The organism is Novosphingobium sp. BL-S-19 (assembly GCF_055521675.1).
Genome location: NZ_CM145498.1, coordinates 1,637,895 through 1,653,080, shown reverse-complemented (window position 1 = coordinate 1,653,080; position 15,186 = coordinate 1,637,895). Strand labels below are relative to the sequence as shown.

The 15,186-nt window shown below is 61.3% G+C and carries 14 protein-coding genes; 10 read left to right on the top strand and 4 right to left on the bottom strand.

The window, feature by feature from the left end:
• Positions 1-200 precede the first annotated feature (200 nt).
• From ACZ1JV_RS15995 to ACZ1JV_RS15960, 8 genes are all read left to right on the top strand, one after another.
• Positions 201-884 carry an autoinducer binding domain-containing protein gene (locus ACZ1JV_RS15995; protein WP_465152584.1) on the top strand — a complete coding sequence of 228 codons (684 nt, stop codon included), beginning with the start codon at positions 201-203 and terminating at the stop codon, positions 882-884.
• Positions 885-960: 76 nt separating this feature from the next.
• Complete coding sequence (locus ACZ1JV_RS15990; RefSeq protein ID WP_465152329.1) at positions 961-1,575, top strand: acyl-homoserine-lactone synthase; 615 nt, start codon at positions 961-963, stop codon at positions 1,573-1,575.
• Complete coding sequence (locus tag ACZ1JV_RS15985; RefSeq protein WP_465152328.1) at positions 1,565-2,455, top strand: phytanoyl-CoA dioxygenase family protein; 891 nt, start codon at positions 1,565-1,567, stop codon at positions 2,453-2,455. Before ACZ1JV_RS15990 ends, ACZ1JV_RS15985 begins: the two co-directional genes overlap by 11 nt.
• Positions 2,452-3,066 carry a GntR family transcriptional regulator gene (locus tag ACZ1JV_RS15980; protein ID WP_465152327.1) on the top strand — a complete coding sequence of 205 codons (615 nt, stop codon included), beginning with the start codon at positions 2,452-2,454 and terminating at the stop codon, positions 3,064-3,066. Before ACZ1JV_RS15985 ends, ACZ1JV_RS15980 begins: the two co-directional genes overlap by 4 nt.
• A gap of 97 nt (positions 3,067-3,163) precedes the next feature.
• On the top strand, positions 3,164-3,283 hold the full coding sequence (locus ACZ1JV_RS15975; protein ID WP_465152326.1) for a benenodin family lasso peptide: 120 nt from the start codon (positions 3,164-3,166) through the stop codon (positions 3,281-3,283).
• A 255-nt stretch (positions 3,284-3,538) separates the two neighbouring features.
• A complete protein-coding gene (locus ACZ1JV_RS15970; protein ID WP_465152325.1) occupies positions 3,539-3,658 on the top strand; it encodes a benenodin family lasso peptide in 120 nt (39 codons plus the stop codon).
• 69 nt (positions 3,659-3,727) lie between these two features.
• On the top strand, positions 3,728-4,375 hold the full coding sequence (locus ACZ1JV_RS15965) for a lasso peptide biosynthesis B2 protein (protein WP_465152324.1): 648 nt from the start codon (positions 3,728-3,730) through the stop codon (positions 4,373-4,375).
• The gene (locus ACZ1JV_RS15960) at positions 4,375-6,117 is read left to right on the top strand and encodes an asparagine synthase-related protein (protein ID WP_465152323.1); all 1,743 of its coding nucleotides are present in this window, start codon (positions 4,375-4,377) and stop codon (positions 6,115-6,117) included. The genes ACZ1JV_RS15965 and ACZ1JV_RS15960 overlap by 1 nt, the downstream gene beginning before the upstream one ends.
• On the opposite strand, the gene ACZ1JV_RS15955 is transcribed toward ACZ1JV_RS15960, so the two are convergent.
• The 4 genes from ACZ1JV_RS15955 to ACZ1JV_RS15940 all read right to left on the bottom strand — a co-directional run bounded on the left by ACZ1JV_RS15955 (position 6,104) and on the right by ACZ1JV_RS15940 (position 12,435).
• A complete protein-coding gene (locus tag ACZ1JV_RS15955) occupies positions 6,104-8,092 on the bottom strand; it encodes an Atxe2 family lasso peptide isopeptidase (protein ID WP_465152322.1) in 1,989 nt (662 codons plus the stop codon). The two genes, ACZ1JV_RS15960 and ACZ1JV_RS15955, sit on opposite strands and share 14 nt — an antisense overlap.
• Before the next feature lie 125 nt (positions 8,093-8,217).
• Positions 8,218-10,761, bottom strand: a complete 2,544-nt coding sequence (locus ACZ1JV_RS15950) for a TonB-dependent receptor domain-containing protein (protein WP_465152321.1) — start codon at positions 10,759-10,761, stop codon at positions 8,218-8,220.
• Positions 10,762-10,835: 74 nt separating this feature from the next.
• Positions 10,836-11,822: a FecR family protein gene (locus ACZ1JV_RS15945; protein WP_465152320.1), complete on the bottom strand. Its 987-nt coding sequence runs from the start codon at positions 11,820-11,822 to the stop codon at positions 10,836-10,838.
• Between the two features lie 28 nt (positions 11,823-11,850).
• Complete coding sequence (locus ACZ1JV_RS15940) at positions 11,851-12,435, bottom strand: RNA polymerase sigma factor (RefSeq protein ID WP_465138073.1); 585 nt, start codon at positions 12,433-12,435, stop codon at positions 11,851-11,853.
• A gap of 899 nt (positions 12,436-13,334) precedes the next feature.
• On the opposite strand from ACZ1JV_RS15940, the gene ACZ1JV_RS15935 reads away from it, so the two are divergent.
• Both ACZ1JV_RS15935 and ACZ1JV_RS15930 read left to right on the top strand, forming a co-directional pair.
• Positions 13,335-14,438 carry a DUF3182 family protein gene (locus ACZ1JV_RS15935; protein WP_465152319.1) on the top strand — a complete coding sequence of 368 codons (1,104 nt, stop codon included), beginning with the start codon at positions 13,335-13,337 and terminating at the stop codon, positions 14,436-14,438.
• Positions 14,435-15,175: an alpha/beta hydrolase family protein gene (locus tag ACZ1JV_RS15930; protein WP_465152318.1), complete on the top strand. Its 741-nt coding sequence runs from the start codon at positions 14,435-14,437 to the stop codon at positions 15,173-15,175. Before ACZ1JV_RS15935 ends, ACZ1JV_RS15930 begins: the two co-directional genes overlap by 4 nt.
• Positions 15,176-15,186 lie beyond the last annotated feature (11 nt).

Below are 15,186 nucleotides of genomic sequence, written 5' to 3'. Positions count from 1 at the left end.
AGATTGGTTATGTTCACCAAGCGACATAACAGCATCGCTTCGCCGAAATGAAGGTCGGCGCCGCGATAGCAAGAAGTGACGAAGGACGGCCCGGCACGAGTCTGCGGCATGGTACGCCGTGACGGGGCGATGCAGCCCATGCATATTTTCGACACGTTCAACACTTTTGATCTGCGGATGAAAGCGCAAATCTCCTTGATCTGAACTCGGTCCTGGCCCGCACGGCACGCGATCTGGGCTACGATTACTTTGCGCTTACCCACCATGTCGACTGGAGACGAAGAATTCCAGGGGCAGTGCGACTCCACAATTATCCCGACCGCTGGGTCCAGTTCTTCGATTCCAGTGGTCTGGGCGGTGCCGATCCGGTTCAGCGCGCCAGCGAGAAGGCCGGTTTCGGATTCAGCTGGCGCCGCGTCGGCAACTTCATTCCCCTGAGCGCGCAGGATATCGAGATCTTCGCCCGGGCCGAAGAGCATGGGATCGGCGACGGGTTCACGGTGCCCTTCAACCTTCCCGGCGAGCATATGGGTTCGTGCTCTTTTGCCGTCCGGCCGGGGCGCTCGCTGGCCGCGCCAAACCTCGTGCTCGCCCAGTTGATCGGCCTCTATGCCTTCACTGCGGCAAGACGCTTTCTCGACCCGCAACTCTTCCTGATGCCGAGGCGCCCCGCCCTTCTCACCAATCGAGAGGCCGAGATCACCCGTCTCGTAGCCGCCGGCAAGACCAACTGGGAAGCAGGACATATCCTTGGCATCAGCCAGTATACGGCACGCCAGCATGTCAGCGAAAGTTTCGGGAAGCTGGGTGTCCATGACCGGGCAGCTCTCACCTATCGCGCCTTGCGCAGTGGAGAGATCAGCTACGCCGAAGTTCCGCTTTGAGCGTATCCTACAAGTGTAGGATACGCCGCAATGTCTGCGAAGTTCAGGTTTGGGCCTCCTGAATACGGAGGCCCAGATGATCCATCAGATTTCAGAACTACCGCAGGTAAGCGAGCAATCGATCTTGAAAAGCATGTTCGAGGCACGCAAGCGCGTCTTCATCGATCTTCTGAAGTGGGATGTCCCCTCGCTTGCAGGACGGTTCGAACTCGATCAGTTCGATACGCAGGCTGCAAAGTACATCGTGCTCGCCGACAGTAACGCGCGCCACCAGGCATCTGCACGGCTTCTGCCGACCCAGGTGCCGCACCTGCTCGACACGCTTTTCCCCTGGCTGTGCGACGCCGGAATACCGCGCGGACCGCATTGCCTCGAGATCTCCCGCTTCTGCCTCGATCCACGCCTCTCCAGTGCAGAGCGCCGCGCAGTCCGGGATGAACTCATCCACGCGCTTGTCGAGCATGCGCTGGAGAATGGCATTACCCAGCACACCGGTATCGCCGAGGAGGCATGGCTGAGGCAAATACTGGCCTTCGGGTGGCGCTGCCGGCCGCTTGGGCCGGTCTGCCTGAACGGCAGCAAGCGGCTCGGCGCAATGATCATCGATATCGACGCGAACACGCATGCCCTGCTCGAGCGCGGCGGCGTGTTCCCAATGCGCGGTGCCAGGGAGGCTCTCCATGTCCATTGAACCTCGATGCACAAAGCCGCCCGCCCTTTCGGCCATGATCGCGGCAGACCTGCGCGCCCATGGCTACGCGGTCCTCAGAGGTATCGTCGAGCCCGAACTGATCGACGAACTCGACAAGGACCTAGCCCCCGCCTTCGAGACCACTCCATTCTGCAACGGTGATTTCTACGGTCCTCGCACCAGACGGTTCGGACGGGTCTTGCTACGCTCCCCACTTGCCGAGGCCTTGGTTCGCCACGAAGCGGTCCTCAGCGCGGCCGAAGAGATCCTCGCGCCCTGGTGCGACACCATCCAGCTGAACCTTACTCAGGGCCTTGCCCTGCATCCAGGCGCGCCCGCCCAGTTCCCGCACCGCGATCAGGACATGTGGCGCGGGATTACCGGAGAAGTCGAATACCTCGTCAACGTCATGTGGCCCTTCACGACATACCGCGAAGAGAACGGGGCAACGCTGCTCTGGCCAAAGAGCCACGGAGCCGCCGCCCTTCGCGAAGAACCGAACGGCGATCCGATCGCAATCGATATGCAGCCCGGCGATGCCCTGGTGTTTCTGGGTTCCACGCTGCACGGCGCCGGTGCCAATCGCAGCGACATGGTCCGGCGCGGCATGATCGCAAGCTACTGCCTCGGCTGGCTCAAGCCGTACGAGAACCAATGGCTCGCCTATCCGCCCGCCATCGCGCGGCGATTCTCGCCCGAGCTTGCAGCGCTTGTCGGGTATCGGCAGCACCGTCCCAATCTCGGCAATTACGAAGGCCTTTGCCCCTCGGTATTGCTCGAGCCCCATCCAGCCGACCTGCCCGGCGCAACCGATGCATTGCGACCGGATCAGGCAGAAGCTCTTGCGACCTGGGCAGCGACCCGAAGGGGGCCGGAATGAATGCCGGAACGCGGGCCGAACAGGCTTACGAAGAGGTCAAACGCCTGTTGATGTCGGGGTCGATCATTCCGGGCCTGCGTCTCGATCCGAGCCGAATCGCCGATGCCGTTTCCGCAGGCGTCACACCTGTGCGCGAAGCTCTGTTGCGGCTCGCCGGCGAGCGCGTGGTCGAAATGCGCAAGAACACCGGCTTTCATATGCCGGTGCTGACCGAAGCCATGCTGGTGGACCTCTATCGCTGGAACTTCGAGGTCCTGAAACTGGCACTGGCCTCCCCTGGCTGGAAGTCCGGTGAGGATGCCGCGCGGCGGCTAGCGGCCGGTGCTGCGGACAGTCCGGCCTCGCTTTTTGCAGCGATCGGGCAGCGGTCGGGCCGGCCCGAAATCGCGGCGCAGATAGCTTCGGCAAATGACCGGCTCACGGCTGCGCGCACGGTAGAAGTCCTCGTTCTGGGAGAAACAGGATCCGAAATCGCGACCATCGCCGGCTCAATTGGAGCGGCAGCTCCGCTCCTTACAGCAGAACTCAGAAAGTATCATTCCCGCCGGCTTGGCAATGCACGCGCGCTGGTTTCAGAAATATACAAGATATCGGAGACGCAATCCGAGTAGACCGCAATTTTATAATCAAATTATAAACTTTTTATAATCATCGAACGGCGTCATCTTCTCGTGTCGCAATTTTGCGACATCGAACGAGGAGAATGACATGGACCGTCAAGACGACACCATCGATCTGGGCACTGCCAGCGCCGAAACCAGGGGACCGGTCGGCACAGGATTCGACATGGTCCTTGGCCAAGGCGCGCAGGCCCTTTCGGAAGACTGAAACAGCTTACCCGAAATAAAGGATGCGCGGCGCATGTCGCGCATCCTTCAATTTTACCCAGCTCCAAAACCGGATCTAAAACCACAAAACAACTGCATATCGCCGATATCGCAAGCATCTATTCCCTTAAATTCAGCTTCCATCATCCAAATGTTGTCGTGGTATTTTATATTTTTATTATAAATTTTTTATAATTCTCGAATCGAGCCACCATTCCTTCGCCGTAACGTTGCGGCAGCAAACGAGGAATGTGACATGGTACAGGAATGCGAAACCATCGACCTGGGCACTGCCAGCGCCGAGACCAGGGGCCCGATCGGCTCGGGCGACGATGCTGTCCTCGCCCAGAAGAACCCGGGCCTTTCGGACGACTGACGATGAGGATGCGCGGCAATCGCCGCGCATCCTTATTCCTGCTCCATTGTGTGTATCGGGATAGCCCGGATGACGACCTCATTGCGTGAAGGACTCACATTCTGCCGGCTCGGAAACCGCGTTGTGTTCCTGGATATTCCGGCCGATCGCTACTTCTGCCTCTGCCATCAGGCGGAAGCCGTGTTCTTGCGGGCATGCGAGGGCGAACGGCTTGCAGAATTCGAGCGCGCCCTCCTCTACAAGGCGGGTGTCGTGAGACGGTCCTCCGGGCGCCTCGACTTGCGTGAATGCGCCCTGCTGGCGCCGCGGCAAAGCGCCCTCGAGCAACGTGCGATTGCGGGCAATCGGCTGACAACTGCGGGGCTTTGCGGCCGCTTCCTCCATGCACGTCGCAGCCTGCGGCATCGAGGCCTCGCCGCGACGATAGCCTCACTGGCCCGCCTCAAGCCGGAGCGAGACGGCGCCGGCTTCGCCGAAGTCGCTGCCATTGCGGATGCCTATCGCAAATGCAGCAGGATCATCGGCACGCACGATCAATGTCTTCCCTATGCGATCGCGGTTGCCCGGGGCCTGTTCGCTATCGGTGCAGCGGCAGACGTCGTCATCGGCGTCGGCATGCCCCCATTTCGCGCTCATGCGTGGGTGCAATGGCGCGACGTCCTGGTGAATGAGCATCTCGAGATCGCCGCTCGCTATACCCCGATCGCGGTGCTGTAATGGCAGCGCGTTTCATCGCCGGCATCAATCTGGGCCAGGACGCCCAAGAACATCAGCGCCGCCTCGCCGAAGAGACCGGCGGGGTCATCTCCATCGATAACCCCGGCCTCTTCGTTTGCGCTGGTCGGGACACCCCCCAGATCCACCTCAATGAGGGCGGTATCGTGATCGGCGCTCTCTATAGCCGCGATTTCGGCGCAACGATCGCAAGGCTCGATCCGCATATTTGCGAGGAGATATTGCGCAGTCGCGGCCGCCATCTGCTTGAGCGATACTGGGGCGATTTCATTGCGCTCATACGGGGGCATGAGGCCGTCCATCTGCTGCGCAGTCCCTTCGGAACGCTGCCCTGCCTCTACCGTGCCGGACAGGGCACGACATGCATTGCCTCCGACATCGATTCCCTGAAGGTCGTCTCGGGCACAGGAAACTCCATCGATTACCTGGAGGTCGGCCACCAGCTGTTCGTGGGTGACATGCGCAGCGCCAGGACCTGCCTGAGCGGTATTCGGGAAGTTCGCGGCGGCGACGTAGTCTGTTTCACGGGCGTATCGACCGTGAGCGACACGCTATGGTCCCCCTGGTCCATCGATCAACGGTTGGAAGCCCCGACACCGCCGGAGGCCGATGCAGAGCAGCTACGCGAAACTGCAATCGCGTGTGTTGCCGCGAAGACCGGCTCTGTCGGATCCCCCCTGCTTATGCTGTCCGGTGGGCTCGATTCCTCGATCGTTGCAGCATGTCTCGCGGCGCACGCCCGGCCGTTTGACTGCCTCAATCTGGTGGCTCCCGCAGCGGCCGGAGACGAGCGCGCTTACGCGCGGGCGGTTACCGTATATGCCGCGAGGGAGCTCCACGAAAGGGACATGCCGCACGCCGCGCTCGATCTGCGCGAGCTTCCGGCAAGTCGATTGCCCAGACCGGTGGCCCGGGGTTTCGAGCAGCGCCTCTATCGGGAAGCCGCCGCAATAGCCGCCGAATTGGGATGTGACGCTATCATCGACGGCGGCGGCGGCGACAATGTGTTCTGCTCGCTTCAATCCGCGTCGCCCGCGGCCGATTGCCTGCTGGCCGGAGCCGGCCCCGCTGCATTCTGGCGCACCTGCCACGAAATCGGGGACCTGGCCCAGGCCTCCGTCTGGCACGTTGCAAGGAAAGCCCTGCTGCGAGCGGGACGCCGTTTCCGGCCATATCGATGGGAAACCAACGACAGCTATCTCTCTCCCGCAATTGTCGAGGCGGCAGACGCGAGAGCCCTGCACCCCTGGTTGGCCCGGCATTCATCGGGAATGCCCGGACGTGCCGGCCAGATAGCGCTGCTGGTCGCCGCGCAGAGCTTCATCGAGGATGGCCCTGCCGGAACCAAGGAGAGAGTAATTTCCCCGCTGGTCTCGCAGCCGCTGATCGAGCATTGCCTGTCTATCCCGAGTTGGCGCTGGTTCGAACATGGATGCAATCGTGCAATCGCCCGCCGCGCTTTCGAACGCCAACTGCCGCAGCAGGTCGCGTGGCGGCGCAGCAAGGGCATTCCCGACAGCTTCATAGTGCGGCTTTTCGAGGCCAACCGCTCGTACATCCGCGACAATCTCGCCGGCGGCCTGCTTGCCCGGGAAGGCGTGATCGATGCAGCGGCGGTTCTGAAGGTGATAGACGATCCGACGCCATTCAAGGGACGCGAATTCAGCCGGATCGTCAGATTGATGGATGCCGAGAAATGGGCGAAGGAGATCAGGGAGTCGTAGTGGAAGCAGTGGGCACGACCTTCTTCCGCAGGACATCCCAGCGTGCGTACTGATCCCGTTTTTCGGGGGCTGGATCCCGATAATCGCTCAGCCAGTATCTGAACCAGTCAATGTCACGATCGTAAATCGCGAGCCTGTGCGCCGGCTGCCACTTGTTGTGGTACTCGTCATTGAACACGAACACCTCGAGCGGCTTGCCGGCTTCGACCAAAGCCCCCATCGCCGGCAATCCGAGCGAAGCTTCTCGATCGGCCAGTTGCATGAGGATCGGCGTGTCGATCTGTCTCGCGTTGATCGAAAGCGAAATCGGTTTCCAGTAGTCGCGGTTGTTGTCGACTGACGGCGGGATGCCGCCGCGCCGGTTTTCCTCACCCCAGGCAAAACCTCCCAGAACCGTTTGCGTCAGAAGATCGTCGCAGCACGAACTCATGGCGGCCGCCTTGAAGCGCCGCGAATTTACCAGCGCGAATTCCACGGTTGAGGCACCGTCGCTCAGCCCACTGATCCCGATGCGTTCGGGATCGATGGTGCCGGTCGCGATAGCCGCATCGATGCCGTTCTCCAGCGCGGAAAGAATGCTCCTACGGTCCGCCCAGTTTCGCCGGCTTACTGCGCGGTTCTGCTCCCAAGTCTTCACCGTAGGATCGCTGTTGGCGACGTCTGGCGGACGCTCGAAACTGAGCACGGCCAGGCCCTTCGCCGCCATGGGATAAATGGGATAATCGTCCCCGACCCCGCCGCGTAGAAATCCGTCACTATGATACTGTACGATAACGAGCGGCAGCTTGTTCTTTCCATTGTAGTCGGGCGGCAGCGCGAGATCGCCCCAGGCCGGTAGCCCCGCACTGGTAGTAAACTTGAGGCGGGTGACCTTGCCCAGCCGGAATGCGGCGAACTCCGGATTGGGATCGAAGATGAGGCGGCTCCGCCCCGACGCAAGGTTTACCCCTACGATGCGCCGGGGCGTGGTGGCGTTCTCGCGGCCACAAATGAGTTCTTCGCCTCCAAAGATGCAGGCTGTGAGGGCATCGGTTGTTCTGAGGATGGTGGTCAACCGCCCGGTCCTGGGGGACCAACGGTGGAGGACGTATTCCTCCTTGTTCCATCCTTCGTGGCCGAGGAAAACGACCGACTTTCCGCCTTTTTCCCAGTAAAGCCGGGAAATTCTGCCCTCGCATCCGGCTCCATCGCACGGAATTTTCGGCCCGCCGGCAAATTGTGCCCATACCTTGCGCTTGGAAGCAGGATGCTCGCCGGTCCGCGCCGTCCAGGCGATGCCGCCGTTCCCGTTACTGACACTCAATTCGTATGGAGAACCAGGCGGCGGTGGCGGATTGATCGCCTTCTCTTCGTCGGTGCTTGCAGGCCTGATCGCTCCCGTAGACAAGTCTGCCACGAAGCTCTTGCGCACGAGATCCGACGCCCACGGCTGCGGCTCCCAGGATTGCATAGGGAGGATGCTCTTGTCGTAAAGCCAACCGGAAGGCGCTTCCTGCGCGACCCTCTCCTTTGCAAGCTGACGACTCGGCCGGGTGAAGTACATCAGCCGCGAACTATCGCCCGACCAGGCGAAGTCCTCGACGTTGCTGGTTTCGTGGGTAACCACCTGAGCGCCGCTGCCATCGGCATTGACGCGTATGAGTTGAACCACCCCATCGATCAGTTTGCGATAGGCGATGGACTTGCCGTCGGGCGACCAGATCGGAACGATCAGTTCCGGGAACCCGGTCGTGATGTAGAGATCCCGAAAAGGCGCTGCCAATCGAGGAATTGCGCCGCCGCGATCGACGATTCGCGGGGCCTCCTTGCCTGCGACCGACATGACGACCAAAGCCGAGCAGTACTGGTTTGATCTCGGATCACCCCGCGAAATCACAAAGGCCAGTGAACTCCCGTCCGGCGAAAGCGCATAGGGGCTGGCTGCGTTGCCCGTGTCGTCCGGATCGCCGACGTCGCGGAAGCGGGCCAGATCCATTGTCGTGATGGACCGAGGCTTGGCGAGGCCCTCCGCAGGTACCGGGAGCAAATCGTCACAGGCAGCAAGCGCCGGATGCGATAGCGAAATGGCACTCGCAAGCGCGAGTGCACTGGAAAAAACTCTTACCATTTCTTGGACACCGTAAGGCTTAGGACGCGACCGAAAGGCGAGTAGTTGGTGCTGTCGTACGGAGTGTCGTAGTACGACGTGATTGCGATCGAACTGGGCTTGTCGTTGAAGGCATTCTGGATCGAGGCGATGAGATCGATACCGGAAAGCAGGCCCTTGGAGCGATCGAGCGAATAGCGGACCGTAAAGTCGACGGGCAACATGCCGGACACCCGGACCGAAGGCGTGGAACGGATATCGCGGACTGGGCCGATGTAATTGACCGCGCCCATCAGCGAGAGCCCATCCCTTCCCCATGACATCTCTCCTCGCCCCCGGAAATGGGGCGGATTGAACAACGTTCCGGCCAATAGCGTTACCGGTTGCTCCGCGCTCAGTTGCTGCTTGCTGTCGATGTAGCTGCCATTGAGGGCGGTACGCAGCTTTCCGCCGCCAAGCGCGAACTCGTAGCTGGCGAGGATATCGACGCCGCGAACGGTTTGCCGCCCGGCATTGACGTTCGTGTTGTCGACTATGGCAACGACGGAGCTCGGATCGTAGGCGGCTCCAGTATAGTTCGTGAAAGTCGAGCCCCTGGCGATGGCCGCCGCCTGCTCGTCCGCAGTCGGATCCAGCGTCACGTAATCGGCATAGTCCGGGTTCGAAAGCGAGGTCGATGCGTAGGTGATCGGCGCGACAATCCGGTCGCGGTAGCGAATGTCGAAATAGGTGATCTGAAGGTTGGCGCCGTCGATCGCGCGTGGGTGCAGGTCAAGCGTCGCTGACCAGTTGGTCGAACGCTCGGGCTTCAGATCTGGGTTGCCCCCTGCCACATAAATTGCATTGCCGCCGGCAGTTCCACCCAGCGTAGCCGCCGTATAGAGCAAAGTCGTTGCAGGTCGGTACTGCTCATAGAGCGTAGGCGTGCGGAACGAACGCCCCCAACTGCCCTTTATCGAAACATCTTCGCTGAGCGCATAGATCACACCCAGTTTCGGAGTCACCACGGAATCGACGTCTGGATAGCGCTCGTAGCGCGCGGCGAGACTGAGATCGAGGCTATGGCCGAGCGCCGGAACTTGCCCGGCACCGAAGACCGGCACGCTCAGCTCGCCGAATGCATAATAGCTGTCCTGCGAGGCATCGATGAAGGCATTGGCCGTGGAGCCCGTCCGCCGGAATGTGGCCTTGCGATATCCGGCACCGACTGCAGCCTTGATGTCTCCGCCCGGAACCGCAATCACCTTGCCGTTGGCCGAGAGCTCAATGTTCCCGGTCGTGTTGCGATATACCCCGGAGTTGGCATCGACTTTTGTTGCGCCGTAGACGTACTCACCACCAAATTGCGAGCGATTCCAGCCATAGCTGCCGCCCAACGTCACCAGCCAGTCGGCCGGCAAAGCAAGCGTAAGCGACGGCGCGGCGCTCCACGATTCCGAAGGTCTCGAGAAGTCGGCCCTGCTGACCGAAAGATCGCCGGAAGCGTTGAGCGGGATCGTCTGTTCCCACCAGCGCCGGTTGTAGAGCGCATCGAAATCGAAAGTCAGATTGTCGAAGAGGCTCTGCCGCAGCACCAGAGAGGCATTGTGATGCCTGAGATAGGGAGACAATGTCAGTCCAGGCACGCGGTCTTCGGCGTAGGAGCGCTGGTCCGCCTCAATTGCCGTGGTGCGGGCATACTCGTAGGAAAGTACCGCGCTGCCCGACTGCCAGACTTTGCCTGCCGTTACACCGTATTGCTGCTGGAAGTTGCCGCCGTCCGTCGAACCGCCGACGCGGGCACTGGTTTCAAGGCCCTCGAAGCCATGTCGGAGTACGATGTTGGCGACGCCGGCCACGGCATCCGAGCCGAAAAGCGCAGAGGCGCCGTCGGGCACAATGTCGATCCGCTCGATCGCACCGAACGGTATGGCCGAGATATCGACCGCTTGCGCTGCGCCGGCGTAGCTCATCCGGCGGCCATCAAGCAGCGTCAGGGTCGCGTCGCTCCCCAGCCCCCGCAGGTTGATCGAGCTGCCACCATCAAGATCTGCGCCGCTCGCAGATGGGACGTTGTAGCCGAGCCCAGCATTCTGGCCGCCCCCAAAGTTTTGCGGAATGCTCCGAATGACATCGGCCACCGACGATTGACCCGCGTTGCGCATATCCTCGCGCTTGTAAGTCAGTGTGGTCGAGGCAACCGGCGCCCCTCGAATGCGCGATCCCGTGACCACGATACTGCCCTCATTGTCGCCCCGGCTGGCCTTCCCGACGACAGCGCCGCTACCCGAACGACTGGCCTGCAGACCACTGCCGGCAAGAAGCGCGTCGAGCGCGTCCTCGAATGTCATGTCACCATCGAGTGCACTGGCCTCCCGGCCTGAGACGTCGGAATCGTCGACGACGACATTTCGGCCGAACAGGCGCCCGAGGTCGCGCAGCGAAATGGCTAGCGATTGCGCAGGAAAATGAACTTCGAGCCGTTCGCCGGCTACACTCTGAGCTCCGGCCGAAACCGGCGCGCAAAGCATCGTTGCGGCCGCAGCAATGCTGCAGCACGCCAGGAGTTGATAACGCACTTATGAACCTCCGTCCCTGGGATCCGCTCTCAGCGAGATCCTTCAGGGCCGGAACACCGTGCGATCATGCCCCCCTACGGCAGCGATACATTTTTTTTCGAGGGGCCGTCGACCAGGGCAAAACTGCCGTCGTTGCGCCTTTCAACTGTCAGGCCGAAGGTCTGGGCAAGCTGGTTTGCAAAGAGCTGCGGGTCGGACCGCTTGAAAGCGCCTGTCACTTTCATCGGCCGGGCCGGTCGGGCATCGAAAACAATCGGAACCGACGCGGTGCGGTTGAAAGCCGTCACGGCATCGGCGATTTCGGCGCCTGCGAGTACGAGCATGTCGTCGGTCCAATCGCCGTTTGAAGCGGCGAGTTGCACGGCCTCGCCAACCGAGCCGCCCGCCACTGCCACGGCCTGCCCGGCGGCAAGTTCGATGCTCTTGCGTCCCGGGCCGCCGGAACTGCTGCGTACCTCGACAGCACCTTCGAGCAAGTTCACCTTCATCGCGCCTTGCGTCAGATCGACGTCGAAAAGCGTTCCATGAGCCGTGACACGTCCAGCGCCGGTCTCCACGATGAATGGCCGGGATTTGTCATGCGCCACCGAGAACCGCGCCCTGCCTGCTAGTAATCGCAGCAGCCGAATGCCCCCGCCAAATGCAATCTGCACGCGCGCGCCGCGGTCCAGGATCAACGCCGAACCGTCGGGAAGCGACACATGCCTGGGCTCCTCTTCAAGCGAAGCCACTTCCGTCCGCACAAGTTCGGCCTGCCCGATACCGTTCCTCCACATCGCGCCCAACACGAGCGAGCCGACAATGAGCGCGCCAAGCAGCGCAGCTGCGAGAGCCAGAATGGAACCACGCCCGGGCCTGATGCTGGCGGAGCCGAGGTTGCGTGCCTTTCCGGTCGCTGTGTTGGTCAGAAATTTCGTCGCGTCCCAGGCCCTCGATCTTCGATCATATGCAGCGGCATGTTCACGAACCGCATACCAGGCATCGAATGCCAGGCGCGCCTCCTCGGCTTCGGGGCCCCGCATGCGCGCGAACCAGTCATCGGCATCCCGGTCCAGACTCATGCATTTTCCATGGCGTTGAATGTCCGCATCATGCTTCGAATTGCCGCACCACATGTCCGATGGCCCGGCTCATGTGTTTCTCGACCGTCTTCACGCTGAGGCCCGTCCTGGCAGCGATTTCCGAGTAGCTCAAGCCGTCGATCCGATGCGCCAGAAATATCTCGCGCGTGCGGGGCTCCAGCAATGCCACGACATCTTCCAATCGGCCAAGCATGTCCCGCGCTTCGTAAGCCGCTGCGGGATCGGGGCCGGCAAGCTCGATGTCGTCGCACGAGACATGGAGATTTCCCGCCCGACGCTTAGTGTAGCGCGCGTCGTTGCGAATGAGGTTGATAGTCGCCTGACGCAGATAGGCATTCGGGTGCTCGACGCTGAGCGGATTGTCGCTACCTCTCGCTGCCAATCGTACGAAGAGCTGTTGCACCACATCGGGCGCACGGTCAGCCTGGGTGTGCCGCAGCGCGAACCGCAACAGTTTATCGCGATGAGTTCGGTATAGCCGCTCCAGCCAATCCATTCGGTGGATCGGCGCCCGGTCCTCCGGCGGAAGCGGATCACCTTCAGCTACCCTGCCAAAATTATCGTCCCGGTCTTCGTCTCGTTTCAGAAGCATGGCCGGAGGTCTCCAAACCGCCGGCTTGCAAGTTTGCCGTGTTCAATACGCGCAATAACGGTGCCCAGAACCATGGGCATTCTCCAATCAAGGAGGCCGCCCGTCGAAGACAGGCGGTGCCATTTCACCCCGGTTCGCTTACTGCCGCCTTTAGCTTGCGCCTGGACATTCGCGGCAATCGCCCGGCTCAAGTCCGAGCTGTTGTGACCCATCGGTGTGGCTGACTTGCCTCGGCACAGTTACTGTGCCGCACAACAAGCTAGGGATAAGCTAGCGACTTGCAAGTAAAACAAGCAGGCAAAGTGCCGGGCCTGAAGATCCAGCATCATGGTTGCTGGGCCGAAACCTTTAGCCACATCGAGACCTGGACATTCGCCTCGGCCACCCGGCATGTCAGAGTATCGCCATTCGAAACTGAGGGATGCCAATCAGTCCAGCAATCGTGAAACTGACATGGCAGGCCAGCGATCCTCATTTTTCCGCCTTATTGGACTGCCGCCACAATCAAATTAACGCTACCAAGCTGCCACGATGACCAGGAAGTTAAAATTCTGTATCTCATTTTAAAGGTTGGCAATTGGAGGCATAGTCCACTCGCCAAGCTTCAGGAACAATTCGACCGCCCGAATCCCGTCTCCGAAGAGTACTTGAATTCCCTCCATGGCGGTCGAGATTTTCGTACTTATGGCTCACCTCCTCGTGGCGATCGACACCTGGTCAGGAGGGGAGGTTTCCCTTACCGACCTTCAAGCAATCACCCACGGAAGCATTAGGGCTGCTCGGGCTTAGTTGTCGCCGCACCGCCTCTTGCCCACGACGGAAGATCGACCGCCAGGCATCCCCGCCTCGTCTCGCGCGTTACCCTTGACGGCGAACAAAGCAGCAGGTGGCAGATATCGATGGGTGCGGACTTCACCGATGCTGACCCGGCACCGGACCAGCACAACAACGAACATGACCGCGCCTCCCGGCATGAGGTTGCGCGGCGGCTCGCAGGCTTGTGCCGCGGCGTTTCCTGCCAAGAGCACGACCGGATCACCTGCTTTGACAGTGAGGGTCAACCCAGACCCTATTTCATCCCCGGCGACACGCTCCTGACATCTCAAGCCGGTGAACTGGGCATTGCCGGTGAAAAGGATCTCTATGGCGGCGTCGTTCCTTTCCGTTTCGTGGCCACGAAGGCCATCGGGCATCCGCTGGTTCCAAATCCGCGAACAGTGCCCGAAGGTTGGAACGCAGGCCTGGGAAAGACTCTGGGTGAAACGGTGCTTCCGGGCTTTTCCGCGTTCGATCTCGCTGACGCACTGACCGCAGGAACCGCACTGCTGGAGTACGGCCCCGTCCGCATCAAGCCGGTGGAAGCCACCGCAGGGCGCGGACAAGTTGTGGTGCGTAGTCCGGAGGAACTGGAAGCCGCGCTGAGCCGCCTGGACCCCGACCAGGTTCGCCGCGAGGGGCTCGTGGTGGAACAGAACCTTGTCGATGTGAAGACCTTCAGCATCGGATCGAGCAGGATTTTCGACCGCAGCATCGCGTATTGGGGAACCCAGGCGATCACTGTCGATCGCCGCGGACAGACCGTTTACGGCGGCACGCGCCTTCACGCTGTCCGCGGCGGATTGGCAGAACTTGCCGCCCGCGATTTTTCCCCCGATCTCGCCGAAGCCATCGAGAAGGCCCGTTATTACGACCGGACGATCTTCGGAAGCTTCCCCAGGATGTTCGCATCGCGCCGGAACTACGATGTGGCCAGCGGACGGGACCATCTGGGTCGCAGCCGCATTGGCGTGCTGGAACAGAGCTGGCGGGTCGGCGGAGCGACACCGGCAGAGATCACAGCGTTTGAGCGCTTCGCCGCAGACCCGCAGTGCGATGACGTGATTTGCGCCACCGTCGAAGTCCATGGAGACTGTGACGCTGCGCCGCCGGGCGCCATCGTCTACTATGCGGGGGTCGACCCGGTCGCCGGCCCGATGACGAAATATGTGATGGTGATCGAATGAAGACGAAGCATCCAGTCAGGCTCGAAATCAGCGGCCAGACACTGGACGGAACTGTCCTGACCCCGGCGAAGCTGACCCCCGGCGTGCTGTTCATTCACGGCTGGGGAGGATGCCAGGAGCAGGATTTGGCTCGGGCGGAAGAAATCGCGCAGTTGGGATGCGTGTGCTTCACCTTCGATTTGCGCGGTCACGCCCGCCATGATGAGGACCGCAATCACGTCACCCGTTCGGATGGTCTGGCAGACGTGACGGCAGCCTACGATTTCCTTGTCTCGCAACCGGGTGTCGATCTGTCCGCCATTGCCGTGGTCGGCACCAGTTACGGGGGATATCTGGCAGCCTTGCTGACCGCCGAACGCCCCGTGGCGTGGCTCGCCTTGCGCGTCCCGGCACTCTACCCGGATTCAGAATGGGATGTACCCAAGGCCCTTCTCGATCGCACCGAAATCAATCGGTATCGCAGCCACTTTCGCAGCGGCCATCAGGACCGCGCGCTGGCCGCGTGCGAAGCGTTTGCCGGTGATGTGCTGATCGTGGAGTCCGAATACGACGAATACGTCCCGCACGCCGCAATCAGTTCGTACATGGCTTCGTTCCGCCGCAGCCGTTCGCTGAATTATCGCATACTGAAAGGGGCCGATCACGCCCTTCAAGACGAGAAGCAGCGCAAAACCTACAACACGCTGCTGATTAACTGGGTGGAGGAACGGGTGCGCGAAAGCCGGCGTCCATCCTGACGGGGCCGTTC

What these genes read in the sequence shown, in the direction of transcription:
- ACZ1JV_RS15965 (WP_465152324.1), top strand. Translation starts at nt 3,728, where the DNA reads ATGACGACCTCATTGCGTGAAGGACTCACATTCTGCCGGCTCGGAAAC.
- ACZ1JV_RS15980 (WP_465152327.1), top strand. Translation starts at nt 2,452, where the DNA reads ATGAATGCCGGAACGCGGGCCGAACAGGCTTACGAAGAGGTCAAACGC.
- ACZ1JV_RS15990 (WP_465152329.1), top strand. Translation starts at nt 961, where the DNA reads ATGATCCATCAGATTTCAGAACTACCGCAGGTAAGCGAGCAATCGATC.
- ACZ1JV_RS15970 (WP_465152325.1), top strand. Translation starts at nt 3,539, where the DNA reads ATGGTACAGGAATGCGAAACCATCGACCTGGGCACTGCCAGCGCCGAG.
- ACZ1JV_RS15985 (WP_465152328.1), top strand. Translation starts at nt 1,565, where the DNA reads ATGTCCATTGAACCTCGATGCACAAAGCCGCCCGCCCTTTCGGCCATG.
- ACZ1JV_RS15960 (WP_465152323.1), top strand. Translation starts at nt 4,375, where the DNA reads ATGGCAGCGCGTTTCATCGCCGGCATCAATCTGGGCCAGGACGCCCAA.
- ACZ1JV_RS15945 (WP_465152320.1), bottom strand. Translation starts at nt 11,822, where the DNA reads ATGAGTCTGGACCGGGATGCCGATGACTGGTTCGCGCGCATGCGGGGC.
- ACZ1JV_RS15930 (WP_465152318.1), top strand. Translation starts at nt 14,435, where the DNA reads ATGAAGACGAAGCATCCAGTCAGGCTCGAAATCAGCGGCCAGACACTG.
- ACZ1JV_RS15940 (WP_465138073.1), bottom strand. Translation starts at nt 12,435, where the DNA reads ATGCTTCTGAAACGAGACGAAGACCGGGACGATAATTTTGGCAGGGTA.
- ACZ1JV_RS15935 (WP_465152319.1), top strand. Translation starts at nt 13,335, where the DNA reads ATGGGTGCGGACTTCACCGATGCTGACCCGGCACCGGACCAGCACAAC.
- ACZ1JV_RS15955 (WP_465152322.1), bottom strand. Translation starts at nt 8,092, where the DNA reads ATGGATCTGGCCCGCTTCCGCGACGTCGGCGATCCGGACGACACGGGC.
- ACZ1JV_RS15975 (WP_465152326.1), top strand. Translation starts at nt 3,164, where the DNA reads ATGGACCGTCAAGACGACACCATCGATCTGGGCACTGCCAGCGCCGAA.